The following is a 16,549-nucleotide window of genomic DNA, read 5'->3' on the forward strand; positions in this document are numbered from 1 at the left end:
CTCGTCGTCGCGGTCCTCATCGCCGGGGTCCTCATCGCCGGGGTCCTCCCGTGGTCGGTCGTCCTCGCCTGCAGGACCCTGCTCACCCGGCCGTCACCGCCAGCAGCGCCCCGGCCACCAGCACCGCGCCGCCGAGCATCCCGAGCGCGTAGGACCGGACGAAGCCGGTCTGCGCCCGGCCCAGCCGCGACGACGAGCCACCGAGCGTGGCGGCCAGGCCGTTGACCGCGCCGTCGACCCCGCGGTTGTCCACCCACACCAGCGCCCGGGTGAGCCACTGGCCGGGCCGCATGAACAGCGACTCGTTGACCGCGTCGGCGTACAGCGACCTGCGTGCCGCTCGGACCACCGGTGAGACGCGGGCCGGCGCGACCTCGGGCACCTCGCGGCGGCCGACGAACAGCCACGCCGCGAGCACACCCACCGCCATCACCGCGGTGACGACGATCCCGACGACGGCCGGCGCCACCACGTGCTCGGCCTCCTCGGGGACGCCGAACACCGGCTCGAGCCAGTCGCCCAGCGGCGCCACCACCACGAGCAGGAAGCCGGCGGCGACCGACCCGACGGCCAGCAGCGCCATCGGCAGCGTCATCACCGACGGCGACTCGTGCGGGTGCACGCCGGGCGTCCACCGCGGCCGGCCGAAGAAGGTCATGATCATCAGCCGGGTCATGTAGAAGGCGGTCAGCCCGGCACCGACGACGGCGACCGCGCCGAGCAGCCAGCCCGACCAGCCGCCGCGGTCCAGCGCCGCCTCGATGATCGCGTCCTTGGTCCAGTAGCCGGACAGGAACGGGAAGCCGATCAGCGCGAGGTAGCCCAGGCCGAAGGTCACGAAGGTGACCGGCAGCTTCCTGGCCAGCCCGCCGAAGCGGCGCATGTCCACCTGGTCGTCCATCGCGTGCATGACCGACCCGGCACCGAGGAACAGCCCGGCCTTGAAGAAGCCGTGGGTGAGCAGGTGCGCGATCGCCGCCGCGTAGCCGGCCGGGCCGAGGCCCACGGCCAGGAACATGTAGCCGATCTGGCTGACCGTGGAGTACGCCAGCACCTTCTTGATGTCGTCGTACGCACACCCCACGACCGCGCCGTAGAGCAGGGTGACCGCGCCGACGGCGAGGACGACGGTGCGGGCGGTCGGCGTGAGGTCGTAGATCGGCGCGGAGCGGGCGATGAGGTACACGCCGGCGGTGACCATCGTGGCGGCGTGGATGAGCGCCGAGACCGGCGTCGGGCCCTCCATCGCGTCGGGCAGCCACGCCTGCAGCGGGAACTGGCCGGACTTGCCGCACGCGCCGAGCAAGAGCAGCAGGCCGAGGGCGGTGAGCGTGCCCCCGGCCAGGGCGCCGGCCCCGCCGAAGACGCCCTCGTAGGACACCGTCCCGAGCTGGGCGAACATGACGAAGATCGCCAGGGCCAGGCCGACGTCGCCGACCCGGTTCATGACGAAGGCCTTCTTGGCGGCGGTGGCCGCGGCCGGGCGCTCGTGCCAGAAGGCGATGAGCAGGTAGGAGGCCAGGCCCACGCCCTCCCAGCCGACGTAGAGGGCCACGTAGTTGTCGCCGAGGACCAGCAGCAGCATCGCCGCGACGAACAGGTTGAGGTAGGCGAAGAACCGGCGGCGCCGCGGGTCGTGCGCCATGTAGCCCATCGAGTAGACGTGGATGAGCCCGCCGACGCCGGTGATGAGCAGCATGAACGTCGCCGACAGCGGGTCGATGAGCAGCCCCGCGCTGACGTCCAGCGAGCCGACGGAGACGAAGGTGAACAGGTCGGCCGTGACCGAGCGCTGTTCCTCGCCGGCGAGCTGGAACGTGATCAGCAGGGCGACGACGAACGCCGCGACGACGGTCGCCGTCCCCAGCAGGTGGCCCCAGCGGTCGGTGCGCCGGCCGCCGAGCAGCAGGACCGCGGCGCCGAGCAGCGGCAGCGCGATCACCAGCCAGGTGGCGGACAGCAGGCCTTGGGCCGCGACGGTGTCCATGGGTGCGCCGGCTCCCGTCAGTACTTGAGCAGGTTGGCGTCGTCGACCGACGCCGACCGGCGGGTCCGGTAGATCGACATGATGATCGCGAGGCCGACGACGACCTCCGCGGCGGCGACGACCATGACGAAAAACGCCATGATCTGGCCGTCGACGGTGCCGGTGGACCGCGCGAAGGTGACCAGCGTCAGGTTCACCGAGTTGAGCATCAGCTCGACGCACATGAAGACGACGATCGCGTTGCGCCGCACGAGTACGCCGACGGCGCCGATGGTGAACAGGATCGCGGCCAGGACCAGGTAGTACGTGAGCGTCATCGGTGGTCACCGCCCACGACGCCGTCGGTCGTCCCCAGGGCGGCGTCGGGGCTGCCGAGCTGGGCCCGGCCGGTGGGACGGGGCATCTGGTCGACCTCCCGGGCCTCCATGCCCGTGGCCAGGCTCTCCTCGGCGGTGCTCCCGTCGGGGAGCAGCGCGCCGGTGGCCACGGAGTTGGCGCGCGCGAACACACCGGGGCCGGTCAGCGTCTGCGGCCGGTCGGTGAGGAAGCGGGCCCGCGAGAGCTCCTTCTGCGACTGCCGGCTGCCGGGCTCGCGCTCGATGTGCGCCAGCACCATCGCGCCGACCGCGGCGGTGATCAGCAGCGCGCTGGTGACCTCGAAGGCGAGCAGGTAGCGGGTGAACAGCAGCTCGGCGATCGTGTCGATGTTGCCGGTGCCGCCCTGCGCGTCGGACAGCCCCGTACCCGGGGTGTCTCGGGTGGCGCGGGCGATCCCGGCACCGACCAGCGCGGCGAACCCGACCCCGAGGACGGTGGCCGCCACCCGCTGGCCGCGCAGCGTCTCGACCACCGAGTCCGAGGAGTCGCGGCCGACCAGCATGAGCACGAAGAGGAACAGGATCATGATCGCGCCGGTGTAGACGATGATCTGCACCGCGCCGAGGAAGGGCGCGGACTGGACGACGTAGAAGACGCCCAGCGAGAGCATCGTGGTGACCAGCCACAGCGCGGAGTGGACGGCGTTGCGGCTGAAGACCATCCCCAGTGCGCCGGCCAGCGCCACCGGCCCGAGGATCCAGAAGACGACGGCCTCGCCGGTGCTGATGACGACGTCGGTCATGCCCGCTCCACCGTGACCGGCTCGGCGGCCGAGCCCTGCTGCGGGTCGCGCAGGTAGTACGCCTTCTCGTCGTCGCCGAGGTGCATCGCGTGCGGCGGCGCCTCCATGCCGGGCAGCAGCGGGGCCATGAGCTGTTCCTTGGTGTAGATCAGGTCCTGCCGGTTGTCGTCGGCCAGCTCGAAGTCGTTGCTCATCGTCAGCGAGCGGGTGGGGCAGGCCTCGATGCACAGCCCGCAGAAGATGCAGCGCAGGTAGTTGATCTGGTAGACGCGGCCGTACCGCTCACCGGGGCTGTAGCGGGCGTCCTCGGTGTTGTCGCCGCCCTCGACGTAGATCGCGTCGGCGGGGCAGGCCCAGGCGCACAGCTCGCAGCCGATGCACTTCTCCAGCCCGTCGGGGTGCCGGTTGAGGACGTGCCGCCCGTGGTAGCGCGGCTTGGTGACCTTGGGTGTCTCGGGGTACTGCTCGGTGGTCACCTTCTTGAACATCTGGGCGAAGGTGACGCCGAAGCCCTGCCCGGGCGCCGGCAGCAGGCTGCGCCGGGGCGCGGGTGCGCCGTCGCCGCGGCCGGCCCGCTCGACCTCGCCGCGCGACGCCCGCGCCAGGCCCTTCGACCCGCCGCCGGTGGTGGGGTCCTGGTCAGGCATCGGGGTCCTCCTGGACGCTGGTGGCGGTGCTGCCCGTGCTGCTGCCGGCGGCACGGCGGCCGCTGCTGACCACGCCGCCCTCGGCGCGGCCCGCGCCCGCGGGCTCGGCCACCCGGTCGGCACGGCGCAGCCGCGGCGACGGCGGCACGGTGAGGTCCATGGGCGGCACCGGGAAACCGCCCTCGGCGCGGGCGGGGCCGGTGCGCTGAGCCGGCCGGCGCCGCGGCCCGGCCGGCAGCAGGACCTCGGCCTCGGGCTTGGGGTCGGTCGCGTGCACGCCGCCGGCCGCCGCCTCCTCTGCCATGACCCGGGTGTCGCGGTTGGCGGCCCGGCTGGCCAGCGCCAGGGCGAGGAGCACCAGCAGCGCGATCGGCACGCCCACGAAGACCGCCACCTCACCGGTGGACAGGTCGGCCTCGCGGGAGACGGTGCGCATCGTGGCGACGACGAGGATCCAGACCAGCGCCGTCGGCACCAGCACCTTCCAGCCGAAGCGCATGAACTGGTCGTAGCGCAGCCGGGGCAGCGTGCCGCGCAGCCAGATGAAGACGAACAGCGCGACGCAGACCTTGAGGAAGAACCACAGCAGCGGCCACCAGCCGGAGTTGGCCCCGTCCCAGATCGACAGCGGCCACGGAGCCCGCCAGCCGCCGAGGAACAGCGTCGCGGCCAGCGCGGAGACGGTGACCATGTTGATGTACTCGGCCAGGAAGAACAGCGCGAACTTCAGCGACGAGTACTCGGTGTGGAAGCCGCCGACCAGCTCGCTCTCGGCCTCGGGGAGGTCGAACGGCGCGCGGTTGGTCTCACCGACGACGGCGATCGCGTAGATGACGAAGCTGACCGGCAGCAGCACCGCGAACCAGCTGGGCCCGGTGAACTCCAGGCCGAAGAACGACAGCCGGTTCCCGTCGGCCTGCGCGGCGACGATCTCCGAGGTCGACATCGTCCCGGCGTAGAGGAACACCGCGACGATCGACAGGCCCATCGCGATCTCGTAGCTGACCATCTGCGCGGCGCTGCGCAGGGAGCCCAGCAGCGGGTAGGTCGAGCCCGAGGCCCAGCCGCCGAGGACGATGCCGTAGACGCCCATCGCCGAGCAGGCCAGGACGACGAGCACGCCGATGGGGGCGTCGGTGAGCTGCAGCGGCGTGCGCTCGCCGAAGATGCTGACCACCGGGCCCAGCGGGATGACCGAGAAGGCCAGGAACGCCGGGATCGTGGCGATGACCGGCGCGAGGAAGTAGACCGGCTTGTCCGCGAGCGCCGGCATGATGTCTTCCTTGAACGCCAGCTTCAGCCCGTCGGCGAGGCTCTGCAGCGACCCGCGCGGCCCGACCCGGTTGGGGCCGGAGCGCTGCTGCATGCGGGCGACGACCTTGCGCTCGAAGACGATGGCGAACAGCGTCATCAGCACCAGCACCGCGAAGACGCCGACGATCTTGACGAGCACGATCCACCAGACGTCGTTCCCGAAGTCCTCGAGCGTCGGCTGCTCGGGCGAGGCCAGGACCACGGGGGCGAGGATCACGACCGCACCCCGGAGGCGGTGGCGCCGGTGCGGACCCCGCTGAGCCGGACGAGCCCGCCCGGCGGCGTCCCGAGCCCGGTCCGCACCTCGCTGCCGGGCGAGCGCATGGGCAGCCACACGACGCCGTCGGGCATCTCGGTGACGGCCACCGGCAGGGTCACCGACCCGGCGCTGCCGGTGACGGTGAGCAGCTCGCCGTCGGCCACGCCGAGCCTGGCGGCGGCCTCGGCGCCCAGCCGGGCCACCGGCGGACGGGCGGTGCCGGCGAGCTCCGGCTCGTCGCGCTGCAGCGTGCCGACGTCGAGCAGCTGCCGCCAGGAGGCGAGCAACGCCTCGCCCTCGCCGGGTTCCGGCGCCACGGCCGGCGGGACGTCGAGGCCGGTGCCGTCGGCGCGGGTGCCGGTGTGGCCCAGCGCGGCGAGCTCGGCGCGGGCGGACTCCGGCGTGGGCAGCCGCAGGTCGGCGTCGAGGTGGTCGGCCAGGCCGTGCAGGACCCGGCCGTCGGTCAGCCGGCCGGTGCCGTGCAGCGTGGCGTCGAAGGAGCGCACCCGACCCTCCCAGTCGAGGTAGCTGCCGGCCTTCTCCGGCGCCGCGGCCACCGGCAGCACGACGTCGGCGTGCTCGGTGACGGCGGTGGGCCGCTGCTCGAGGCTGACCACGAACGACGCCGCGGCCAGCGCCTGCACCGCGAGCGCCGGGTCGGGCAGGTCGGCGGGGTCGACGCCGCCGACGACGAGGCCCGCCAGCCGGCCGTCGCGGACCGCGCTGAGGATGCCGGTGGTGTCCCGGCCGGGCGTCGCGGGCATGTCCACGGGGTCCACGCCCCACAGCGCGGCCACCTCGGCGCGGGCCACGGGGTCGTCGACCGGCCGCCCGCCGGGCAGCAGCGCGGGCAGCGCGCCGGCCTCGACGGCGCCGCGCTCACCGGCCCGCCGCGGCACCCAGGCCAGCCGGGCGCCGGTGGCGCGGGCGAGGGCGGCCAGCGCGGTGAACGCGCCGGGCACCTCGGCCAGCCGCTCGCCGGCGACCACCACCGCGCCGGGCCGGCGCAGGGCCTCGACGGCGGGGCCGCCCCAGCTGCCCTCGGCCAGCGCGGCCAGGGCGCGGGCCTCCTCGCCGGGCCGGGTGACCAGCACGGTGGCCTGCAGCTTCTGCGCGGCGCGGGTGGCGAACGGCGCCAGGTCGTAGACGGCCAGCGAGCCCGTGCGCACGGCGCGGCGCAGGCGGAGGAAGACGATCGGCGACTCCTCCTCCGGCTCGAATCCGGCCAGCAGCACGGCGGGGGCGGAGGTGAGGTCGTCGTAGGTGACCGCTCCGCGCCCCGGGCCGGTGCCGGCGACGTGCGCGGCGAGGAACGCCTGCTCCTCGGCCGAGTGCGCGCGGGCGCGGGCGTCGACGTCGTGGGTGCCCAGTGCGACGCGGGCGAACTTGGCGTAGGCGTAGGCGTCCTCGACCGTCAGGCGGCCGCCGGGCAGCACGCCGACCCCGCCGGCGGCCCGCGCGGCGCGCAGGCCCTCGGCGGCCGCGGCCCAGGCCTCCGGCCACGAGGCCGGCTCGAGCACGCCGTCGCGCCGCACCAGCGGGGTGTCGAGGCGGTCGTTGGTGGCGGCGTAGCGGAACGCGTAGCGGCCCTTGTCGCAGGTCCACTCCTCGTTGACCGCCGGGTCCTCCCCCGCCAGCCGGCGCATGACCTTGCCGCGCCGGTAGTCGGTGCGCATCGAGCAGCCCGAGGAGCAGTGCTCGCAGACCGAGGGCTCGCTGCGCAGGTCGAAGGGCCGCGACCGGAACCGGTACTGCGCGCTGGTCAGCGCCCCGACCGGGCAGATCTGCGTGGTGTTGCCGGAGAAGTAGGAGGAGAACGGCTCGTCCTCGTAGACGGCGACCTGCTCCAGCGCGCCCCGCTCGAACAGCTCGATGAACGGGTCGCCGGCGACCTGCTGGGAGAAGCGGGTGCAGCGGGCACACAGCACGCAGCGCTCGCGGTCGAGCAGGATCTCGCTGCTGATCGGCAGCGGCTTGGGATAGGTCCGCTTGACGTCGACGAAGCGCGTCTCGGACCGGCCGTTGCTCAGCGCCTGGTTCTGCAGCGGGCACTCGCCGCCCTTGTCGCAGACCGGGCAGTCCAGCGGGTGGTTGATCAGCAGCAGCTCCATCGTGCCCTGCTGCGCCTTGTCGGCGACCGCGCTGGTCAGCTGCGTCTTGACCGCCATGCCGTCGGTGACCGGCATGGTGCAGGAGGCCACCGGCTTGCGCTGCCCCTCGACCTCGACCAGGCACTGCCGGCAGGCGCCGACCGGGTCGAGCAGCGGGTGGTCGCAGAACCGCGGGATCTGGATGCCGACCATCTCGGCGGCCCGGATGATCAGCGTCCCCTTGGGCACGGCGACGTCGAAGCCGTCGATCGTGCAGTGGACGGCGTCGGGCGGGGTGTGCGGGCCCGGGGCGCCCGGCGGGACCGCCGGCGCGGGTTCGGGGGCGGTCGGCGTGAGCGTCATGAAGCAGCTCCCACGGGCTCGAGCCGCAGCGAGCGCCCGAGGCGGGCCTGCTCGGCGGCGGGCAGCAGGGCGACGTAGTCGTCCCGGAAGTACTTGAGGGAGGAGGTGATGCAGCTGGTCGCGCCGTCGCCGAGGGCGCAGAACGACCGGCCGAGGATGTTGTCGCAGGTGTCGGTGAGCAGGTCGAGGTCGGCGGCGGTCCCGCGGCCCCCGGCCAGGCGCTGCAGCACCTGCACCAGCCAGTAGGTCCCCTCGCGGCAGGGGGTGCACTTGCCGCAGGACTCGTGCGCGTAGAACTCGGTGAAGCGGAGGGTGGCCTCGACGATCGAGTCGGTCTCGTCGAACACCATCAGCGCCGTCGTGCCGAGCATCGAGCCGGCGGCGGCCACCGAGTCGAAGTCCAGCGGGACGTCGAGGTGCTCGGCGGTGAAGTACGGCGTCGAGGAGCCACCCGGCGTCCAGAACTTCAGCTCGTGGCCGGGCCGCACCCCGCCGGCCATCGCCAGCAGCTCGCGCATCGTGGTGCCCATCGGCGCCTCGTACTGCCCGGGACGGACGACGCGGCCCGACAGCGAGTAGATCTTCGGCCCCGGCGACTTCTCCGGGCCGAACCGCTTGAACCACTCCGCCCCGCCGCGGACGACGAACGGCACGGTGGCCAGCGTCTCCACGTTGTTGATCACCGTGGGGGCGCCGTAGAGCCCGGCGACCGCGGGGAACGGCGGCTTGAGGCGCGGCTGGCCGCGGTAGCCCTCGAGCGAGTCGAGCAGCGCCGTCTCCTCGCCGCAGATGTAGGCGCCGGCGCCGGCGTGCACGACCAGTTCGAGGTCGTAGCCCGAGCCGAGGATGTCGCTGCCGAGGTAGCCGGCCGCGTAGGCCTCCTCGACGGCGGCCACCAGCCGGCGGTGGGCGTGCACCGCCTCGCCGCGGACGTAGATGACGGCGAACCGGCAGCGGATCGCGTAGGCCGAGATGACCACGCCCTCCACCAGGGAGTGCGGGTCGGTCATCATCAGCGGCAGGTCCTTGCAGGTGCCCGGCTCGCCCTCGTCGGCGTTGACCACGAGGTACTTGGGCATCGCGGCCGGCCCGGTGGGCGTCTCCCCGGGCTTGGGCTGCGGGATGAAGCTCCACTTCATGCCGGTGGGGAACCCGGCGCCGCCGCGGCCGCGCAGGCCGGAGTCCTTGACCAGCGAGACCAGCTCGTCGGGCTGCATCGACAGCGCGGTGCGCAGCGCGGCGTAGCCGTCGAGGGACTCGTAGGTCGACAGCCGCCAGGGCTGGTCGGCGCCCCACCGCGAGGTGAGGACGGGGGTGAGGGGCACGGTGCTCAGGCCTCCCGGCTCGGAGGTGGATTCGGGCTGGGCGACCCGGTGGCAGCGGGCCCCTGGCCGGAGGTGCCCGGCTCGGTGCCCGCGGGGGTGTCAGGGGTGGGACGGGAGCCGCCGGGGGTGCGCCGGCCGTACTCGGTCCCGCGGTCGGGGTGGGTCTGCGCGGCGCCGGCCCGCTCGGCGGGGTTGTCGGCGGCCGCGACGCGCGCGTCGGCCGCCTCCTTCTCCGGCGTCTGCCCGGCGTCCCCGGACGGGTCCACGGTGTCCGCGGGCTCCCCGGTGTCGGCGGGCTGGGGCTCGGGGCCGGTCATCGGCGGCGCGGCCTCGCCGCGCTCCTCGGCCAGCCGGACGCCGGCCAGGGTCGGACCCCACTCCCCCGGCGCGTCGACGGCGGCGCGCGCGGCACCGGCGTCGGCGTGCTGGGAGAAGCCGGCCAGCTGCCGGGAGACGCCGCGGAAGTCGGTGAGCGGGGCGCCGCGGGTGGGGTGCGGCTTCTCGCCCCGGCGCAGCGCCGCCACCAGCGCGCGGGCGCTGTCGACGTCCTGCTGGTCGTAGAACTCGTAGTCGACGGTGACCACCGGCGCGTAGTCGCAGGCCGCCAGGCACTCGGCGTGCTCGAGGGTGACCGAGCCGTCGGCCGCCGTCTCGTCGTGGTGGACGCCGAGGTCGGCGGAGAGCGCGTCCATGATCCGCTGCCCGCCGAGGACGGCGCACAGCGTGTTGGTGCACACGCTGACCAGGTGCCGGCCTGTCGGTCGGCGCTTGTACATCGTGTAGAAGGTCGCGACCGCGCCGACCTCGGCCTTGGTCAGCCCCAGCTCCTCGGCGCACAGCGTGACGCCCTCGGGCGAGACGTAGCCCTGGTAGCTCTGCACCAGGTGCAGCATCGGCAGCAACGCCGAGCGCGGCTGCGGGTAGCGGGCCATGATCTCCCGCGCCTCGAGCCGCGTCTGCTCGGTCAGCGGCGGCAGGTCGGCCGCTGCCGGCTGGACGGGGCTGTCGACCAGCCCCGTCGTCGCCGCGCCCTCTGCCGATCCGGGGAGGGCGCTCACCGGTCGACACCTCCCATCACGGGGTCGATGGAGGCGATGGCGGCGATGACGTCGGCGATCATGCCGCCCTCGCTCATCGCCGCGGTCGCCTGCAGGTTGACGAAGCTGGGGTCGCGCACGTGCACGCGGAACGGCCGCGTGCCGCCGTCGCTCACCACGTGGTAGCCGAGCTCCCCGCGCGGCGACTCGACCGGCACGTACACCTGCCCGGCCGGCACCCGGAAGCCCTCGGTGACCAGCTTGAAGTGGTGGATCAGCGCCTCCATGGAGGTGCCCATGATGTGGCGGACGTGGTCGAGGGACTGGCCCATGCCGTCGGCGCCGAGCGAGAGCTGGGCAGGCCAGGCGATCTTGCGGTCCTCGACCATGACGGGGCCGGGCTCCAGCCGGTCGAGCGCCTGTTCGACGATCTTGAGCGACTCGGTCATCTCCGCCATGCGCACCAGGAAGCGACCCCAGGCGTCGCTGGTGTCGGCGGTCGGCACCTCGAAGTCGTAGGTCTCGTAGCCGAGGTAGGGGTCGACCTTGCGCAGGTCCCACGGCAGGCCGGCGGCCCGCAGCACCGGCCCGGTGACGCCCAGCGCCAGGCAGCCGGTGACGTCGAGGTAGCCGACGTCCTTGAGCCGGCGCTGCCAGATCGGCTGGCCGGTGAGCAGCTTGTGGTAGCCGGCCAGCCGCTCGGGCATGACGGCGAGCCATTCGCGGATGGACTCCTCCACGCCGGCCGGGAGGTCCTGGGCGACGCCGCCGGGACGGATGTAGGCGTGGTTCATCCGCAGGCCGGTGATCTCCTCGAGCAGGTCGAGGCACAGCTCCCGCTCACGGAAGCCGTTGGTCATGCCGGTGAGCGCGCCGAGCTCCATGCCGCCGGTGGCCAGGCCGACCAGGTGCGAGGCGATCCGGTTGATCTCCATGACCAGGACGCGGATGGTCTGCGCCCGCTGGGGCACCTCGATGCCGAGCAGCTTCTCGACGGCCATGCAGTAGGCGGCCTCGTTGTACAGCGGGGCCAGGTAGTCCATGCGGGTCACGAACGTCGTGCCCTGCGTCCAGTTGCGGTACTCGACGTTCTTCTCGATGCCGGTGTGCAGGTAGCCGATGACCACCCGCGCCTTGGTGACCGTCTCGCCCTCGAGGTCGAGGACCAGCCGCAGGACGCCGTGCGTCGAGGGGTGCTGCGGCCCCATGTTGACGACGAGGCGCTCCTCGCCGCTGTGGTCCACGCCGAGGGTCTGGTCCCAGTCGCCGCCGGTGACGGTGTAGACACGGCCCTCGGTCGTCTGACGGGAACCCGCGTAGGGGTCGTAGCCGGTCGCGGTCACCGGTAGCTCCGTCGGGTGTCCGGCGGCGGGATCGTCGCGTCGTGGTACTCCACCGGCACGCCGCCGAGCGGGTAGTCCTTGCGTTGCGGGAACCCGTCCCAGTCGTCGGGCATGAGGATCCGGGTCAGCGCCGGGTGGCCGTCGAAGACGATGCCGAACATGTCGTGCGTCTCCCGCTCGTGCCAGTCCGCCGTCGGGTAGACCGAGGACACCGACGGCACGTGCGGGTCCTCGACGGTGACGGCGACCTCGAGGCGGATCCGCCGCCGGAAGGTCATCGAGGTCAGGTGGTAGACGACGTGCAGCCGCGGCCGGCCGGCGCTCGCCGCGGGGCCGCCGCTGTCGAGGTAGTCGACGCCCGAGACGCTGCTGCACAGCTCGAAGCGCAGGGCGTCGTCGTCACGCAGGGCCTGCACCAGGGTGAGCAGGTGCTCACGGGCGACGAAGTAGGTGATCTCCCCGCGGTCGACCAGGACGCGCTGCACGGCGGCGGCGTAGGTGGCCGCGCCGACGGCGTCGATCAGCGCGTCGGTGACCTCGTCGAACCAGCCGCCGTAGGGCCGGTCGGTGGAGTGCAGCGCCACCGCGCCGCCGGGCTCGACGCGCACGAGGCCGCCGAAGCCGGAGGTGTCACCGCTGCCGCTGACGCCGAAGGCGCCCTTGCGGAAGCCGCCGCCGCTCGAGGACGCACCCCGCGAGGCGTCGGCGCCGCTGCGGTCGCCGGGGCCGGTCACCGGGACCCGCCGCGGGGGCCGGGCAGCAGGACGGCGTCGCCGCCGCGCTGCTCGATGGCGAACTGGCCGGTGCGGCCGAGGGCCGCTGCCTGCTCGTAGGCCGCCCGCTTGGTCTTGTCGGCGCGGATGCTGGAGGGCATCTCCACCAGCAGGTCGGGGGCACGGCCCTCGGCGCGGGCCTCCTCCATCTGGCGGGCCCGCCGGGCACCGAGCGGCTCGTTCTGGATCTTGTGGTGCAGCTTGAGGATGGCGTCCATCAGCATCTCCGGACGCGGCGGGCAGCCGGGCAGGTACATGTCCACCGGCACGACGTGGTCGACGCCCTGCACCACCGCGTAGTTGTTGAACATGCCGCCGGAGCTGGCGCAGACGCCCATGGCGAGCACCCAGCGCGGCTCGGGCATCTGGTCGTAGATCTGCCGCAGGACCGGCGCCATCTTCTGGCTCACCCGGCCGGCGACGATCATCAGGTCGGCCTGGCGCGGGGAGGCCCGGAAGACCTCCATGCCGAACCGGGCGAGGTCGTAGCGGCCCGCCCCGGTGGCCATCATCTCGATGGCGCAGCAGGCCAGGCCGAAGGTGGCAGGCCACAGCGAGGACTTCCGCGTCCAGTTGACCAGCTTCTCGACCGTGGTCAGCAGGAAGCCGCTCGGCAGCTTCTCCTCGAGACCCATGTCAGCTCCCTGCGTTCGGTGCCACGACGTCCACCTGGACGGCCGTCAGTCCCACTCGAGGCCGCCGCGGCGCCAGACGTAGGCGTAGGCGATGAAGACGGTGGCGATGAACACGACCATCTCGACCAGGCCGAACAGTCCCAGCGCGTCGTTGGCGACGGCCCACGGGTAGAGGAAGACGATCTCGATGTCGAAGACGATGAAGAGCATCGCCGTGAGGTAGTACTTCACCGGGAAGCGGCCGCCCTGCAGCGGCTGGTCGACCGGCTCGATGCCGCACTCGTAGGCCTCGAGCTTGGCCCGGTTGTAGCGGCGGGGGCCCACGAACGGCGCCACCGTCACCGAGAACAGGGCGAAGGCCGCGGCGAGCGCGAACAACCCCACGATGGGCACGTAGGCGGACAGCACGGGGCCTCCCCTCGGGTCTCCGGTGCTTGTGAAGAAATTCACAAACGTGCTCTCACGAGCCTATGCCGCGGTCCTGCGGATCGGAAGCGCGGGGGGTGAGTGAGTTCACGTCGGCGCGTCACGGTCTGGTCACGGACGCAGACCGCCGCGCGGTCACACCGAGGGCGTCAGCCTCGTGAGCAGCGCGATCGTGCGGTCGAAGCGGTCGCCGTCCCGGCCGTCGGAGAGGTTGCCCATCAGCCGCAGCGCCGCGTCGACCATCGCCGGGCGCTTGAGCCCGTGCGCCGTGGCGAAGCGGACCAGGCCGGGGCGGTCGAGCGCCGCCAGGAAGGCGATCCCGAGGCGGTGGTGGCGGCCGTAGGCCTCCTGCAGCCGCGCGGGGTAGCGGCGCAGCACGGCCTCCCGCGCCGGGCCCTCGGGCGCCGCCAGGGCCGCGGCCGCGGTCTCGCCGGCCATCCGTCCGGTCTCCAGCGCGTAGCTGATGCCCTCCCCGTTGAACGGGTTGACCACGCCTGCCGTGTCGCCGGCCAGCAGCAGCCCGCGCGTGTAGGCCGGGCCGCGGTTGAGTGCCATGGGCAGGCCCGCGCCGCGCAACGGGGTGACCGCGTGCTCCTCGCCGAGCTGCCACTCCGGCGGCAGGGTGGCCAGCCACCGCCGCAGCACCGTGCGGGGGTCGGTGTCGCCGCCGCGCCGGGTGTCGAGCAGGCCGAAGCCGACGTTCGCGGTGCCGTCGCCCATGCCGAAGGACCAGCCGTAGCCGGGCATCGAGTCGGCGGTGGGGCCCTCGGCCGAGAGGTCGAAGGAGATGTCGAGGTAGGGGTCCTCGCCGCGCGGCGTCTCGACGTAGCGGCGGACGGCGACGCCGAGCGGGCGGTCCTCGCGGCGGGTCAGCCCGATCGCCTTCGCCAGCCGGCCCGAGAGCCCCTCCGCGGAGACGACGAGCGGCGCGCGCCACGTGACCGGCTCCCTGCCCGGACCCGCCTGGGCGCGCACGCCCACGACCCGGCCGGCGTCGTCGAGCAGCGGGTCGGTGACCGTCACCTCCTGCTCGAGCCGGGCGCCGGCGGCCACGGCGTGCTCGGCGAGCATCGGGTCGAGGTCCTTCCGGGCGCGGATCAGCCCGTGGCCGGGCCAGGAGGACAGCCGCGGCCAGTCCACCTCGACCACCCGGCCGCCGCCGAAGACCCGCAGCCCCCGGTGTCGGACCCAGCCGGCCGCCGGCGAGACGTCGACGCCCATCTCGTCGAGCGCCTTGACCCCGCGGGGCGTGAGGCCGTCGCCGCAGACCTTCTCGCGCGGGAACCGGGCCTTCTCCAGGACGACGACGTCGCGGCCGGCACCGGCGAGCGCCCAGGCGGCGGCCGATCCCGCGGGCCCGGCGCCGACCACCACGACGTCGGCACTGCCCCCGCTGGTCGGACTCGTCACGCGCCGGCTCCCTCGTCGTCGTCGGCCCCGGGTGGACCGGCGTCCGAGCCTAGGCGGGGCCCGGACCGGAGGCGGCGGCGAGCGCGGAGCGGACCTCGTCGTCGGAGGTCTCGCCGAAGTCGTCGTAGTGGCGGCCCACGGCGCCGAACGGCTCGGGGGTGAGCGGGCAGACCACCTCGTCGGCGTCGAGCGCGGCGCAGGCGTCCGGGACGCCCACCGGGACGGCGACGACGACCGCGGCGGGGCCGGCGGACCGGACCGCGGCGAGCGCGGCGCGCATGGTCGAGCCGGTGGCCAGGCCGTCGTCGGCGAGGACGACGGTGCGGCCGGCGAGCACGGGCGGCGGCCGGTCGCCGCGGTAGGCCCGCTGGCGGCGGCGCAGCTCGGCGAGCTCGGCGCGGACGACCTCCGCGGCGGCGTCGGGGTCGACGGCGACCCGGGCGAGCACCACCTCGCTGCGGACGCTCTCGACGGTCTCCCCCACCGCGGCCAGCGCGCCCATGGCGAGCTCCGGCCGGCCGGGCAGGCCGAGCTTGCGGACGGCGACGACGTCGAGCTCCGCGCCGAGGGCGGCGGCGACCTCCGCGGCGACCAGCACGCCGCCGCGGGGCAGGCCGAGGACGAGCGCGTCGGGGCCCAGCGGCACGGCGGGGGCGCGGGCGGGGTCGGTCAGACACGCGGCGAGCTGCCGGCCGGCGTCGCGCCGGTCGCGGTACGGGCGGCCGTCCACCCGCAGCGCCTCAGACGGGCTGCGGCCCGGTCGGGGGTGGAGCCGTCGGGTCGGTCGGGCTCGGCTGCGGCAGCGGGGCCGGCGACGGCGGCGAGATCGGGTCCACCGGGGACGGTGACGGGCCGGGGGGCTCGGGCATCGGTGTCGGTGTCGTCATGGACCGACGCTAGCCCCGTGAGCACTCCGCGCGGCCCTCGTCCGCGCGGGACGGAGAGCGGACCCGGCGGAGGGCCGCAGGCGACGATCACGGGGCCCCGACGGCGACACGTCGCGCGACACCGGCGCGTCACACCCCCGGCTCGGTGATCGTCGCCAGAGGTGCGCCGGGGAGGCAGCTGACGACGGCGGCCGGGGACGGCGGCTAGGGCCGGCGGGCGCGGTGCAGGGCGACGACGCCGCCGGTGAGGTCGCGCCACTCGACGTCGGCCCAGCCCGCGGCCTGGATGCGGGCGGCCAGCGCCGGCTGGTCGGGCCAGGCGCGGATGGACTCGGCCAGGTACACGTAGGCGTCGGGGTTGCTGCTCACCACGCGGGCGATCACCGGCAGCGCCCGCATCAGGTACTCGGTGTAGACGGTGCGGAACGGCGCCCACGTGGGGCTGGAGAACTCGCAGACGACGAGCGTGCCGCCCGGGCGCACCACGCGGGCGAACTCGCGCAGGGCGGCGTCGGGGTCGGCCACGTTGCGCAGCCCGAAGGAGATGACCAGCCCGTCGACGCTGGCGTCGCCCAGGGGCAGCGCCATCGCGTCGCCGGCCACCTTGGGCACCGGCCGCGCGGCACCGGCTCGCAGCATCCCCTGCGAGAAGTCGCAGGCGATCGCGTGCACTCCCCCGGCGGCCAGCTCGACGGTGGAGACGGCGGTGCCGGCGGCCACGTCGAGGACGACGTCCCCCGGCCGGGCGCCCAACGCCTCCCGCGTGGCGCGCCGCCAGGACACGTCGCGGCCGCCGGAGAGGACGGTGTTGGTGAGGTCGTAGCGGCGGGCGACGCCGTCGAACATGGCCGCCACCTCGTGCGGCTGCTTGTCCAGACCGGCCCGCCGACCGGCGGTGTGTGCGCTGTCTCGCCGGTCTGCCACGGCGGACGA

At 74.2% G+C, this 16,549-nt stretch carries 15 protein-coding genes; all 15 read right to left on the minus strand.

From position 1 onward, the window contains the following. Positions 1–82: 82 nt before the first annotated feature. Complete coding sequence (gene nuoL / locus BM414_RS04615) at positions 83–1,987, minus strand: NADH-quinone oxidoreductase subunit L (protein WP_093578230.1); 1,905 nt, start codon at positions 1,985–1,987, stop codon at positions 83–85. Between the two features lie 17 nt (positions 1,988–2,004). Further along, positions 2,005–2,304: an NADH-quinone oxidoreductase subunit NuoK gene (nuoK, locus tag BM414_RS04620; protein WP_093578231.1), complete on the minus strand. Its 300-nt coding sequence runs from the start codon at positions 2,302–2,304 to the stop codon at positions 2,005–2,007. After that, complete coding sequence (locus tag BM414_RS04625) at positions 2,301–3,107, minus strand: NADH-quinone oxidoreductase subunit J (protein WP_093578232.1); 807 nt, start codon at positions 3,105–3,107, stop codon at positions 2,301–2,303. The genes nuoK and BM414_RS04625 overlap by 4 nt, the downstream gene beginning before the upstream one ends. Beyond that, a complete protein-coding gene (nuoI, locus tag BM414_RS04630; RefSeq protein WP_093578233.1) occupies positions 3,104–3,754 on the minus strand; it encodes an NADH-quinone oxidoreductase subunit NuoI in 651 nt (216 codons plus the stop codon). Before nuoI ends, BM414_RS04625 begins: the two co-directional genes overlap by 4 nt. Next, on the minus strand, positions 3,747–5,285 hold the full coding sequence (gene nuoH, locus BM414_RS04635) for an NADH-quinone oxidoreductase subunit NuoH (protein WP_245784477.1): 1,539 nt from the start codon (positions 5,283–5,285) through the stop codon (positions 3,747–3,749). Before nuoH ends, nuoI begins: the two co-directional genes overlap by 8 nt. Beyond that, on the minus strand, positions 5,282–7,780 hold the full coding sequence (locus tag BM414_RS04640; protein WP_093578234.1) for an NADH-quinone oxidoreductase subunit G: 2,499 nt from the start codon (positions 7,778–7,780) through the stop codon (positions 5,282–5,284). The genes nuoH and BM414_RS04640 overlap by 4 nt, the downstream gene beginning before the upstream one ends. After that, the gene (gene nuoF, locus BM414_RS04645) at positions 7,777–9,105 is read right to left on the minus strand and encodes an NADH-quinone oxidoreductase subunit NuoF (RefSeq protein ID WP_093578235.1); all 1,329 of its coding nucleotides are present in this window, start codon (positions 9,103–9,105) and stop codon (positions 7,777–7,779) included. The genes BM414_RS04640 and nuoF overlap by 4 nt, the downstream gene beginning before the upstream one ends. 5 nt (positions 9,106–9,110) lie before the next feature. Continuing rightward, positions 9,111–10,163 (minus strand): NADH-quinone oxidoreductase subunit NuoE, encoded by a 1,053-nt coding sequence (gene nuoE / locus BM414_RS04650; RefSeq protein ID WP_093578236.1) that lies wholly within the window; start codon positions 10,161–10,163, stop codon positions 9,111–9,113. After that, entirely contained in the window at positions 10,160–11,485 is a 1,326-nt protein-coding gene (locus BM414_RS04655) for an NADH-quinone oxidoreductase subunit D (protein WP_093578237.1), read from the minus strand. The genes nuoE and BM414_RS04655 overlap by 4 nt, the downstream gene beginning before the upstream one ends. Next, entirely contained in the window at positions 11,482–12,219 is a 738-nt protein-coding gene (locus BM414_RS04660; protein ID WP_093578238.1) for an NADH-quinone oxidoreductase subunit C, read from the minus strand. The genes BM414_RS04655 and BM414_RS04660 overlap by 4 nt, the downstream gene beginning before the upstream one ends. Then, a complete protein-coding gene (locus BM414_RS04665) occupies positions 12,216–12,893 on the minus strand; it encodes a NuoB/complex I 20 kDa subunit family protein (RefSeq protein ID WP_093578239.1) in 678 nt (225 codons plus the stop codon). Before BM414_RS04665 ends, BM414_RS04660 begins: the two co-directional genes overlap by 4 nt. Before the next feature lie 45 nt (positions 12,894–12,938). Continuing rightward, a complete protein-coding gene (locus BM414_RS04670; RefSeq protein ID WP_425432350.1) occupies positions 12,939–13,301 on the minus strand; it encodes an NADH-quinone oxidoreductase subunit A in 363 nt (120 codons plus the stop codon). Between the two features lie 153 nt (positions 13,302–13,454). Beyond that, entirely contained in the window at positions 13,455–14,729 is a 1,275-nt protein-coding gene (locus tag BM414_RS04675) for a geranylgeranyl reductase family protein (RefSeq protein WP_093578240.1), read from the minus strand. Positions 14,730–14,778: 49 nt separating this feature from the next. Continuing rightward, positions 14,779–15,459 carry a phosphoribosyltransferase gene (locus BM414_RS04680; RefSeq protein ID WP_175551412.1) on the minus strand — a complete coding sequence of 227 codons (681 nt, stop codon included), beginning with the start codon at positions 15,457–15,459 and terminating at the stop codon, positions 14,779–14,781. 361 nt (positions 15,460–15,820) lie between these two features. Then, the gene (locus tag BM414_RS04685; RefSeq protein WP_093578242.1) at positions 15,821–16,540 is read right to left on the minus strand and encodes a demethylmenaquinone methyltransferase; all 720 of its coding nucleotides are present in this window, start codon (positions 16,538–16,540) and stop codon (positions 15,821–15,823) included. Between the last annotated feature and the right edge of the window lie 9 nt (positions 16,541–16,549).

It is taken from the genome of Geodermatophilus amargosae (assembly GCF_900116515.1).
Taxonomy (GTDB): Bacteria; Actinomycetota; Actinomycetes; order Mycobacteriales; family Geodermatophilaceae; genus Geodermatophilus; species Geodermatophilus amargosae.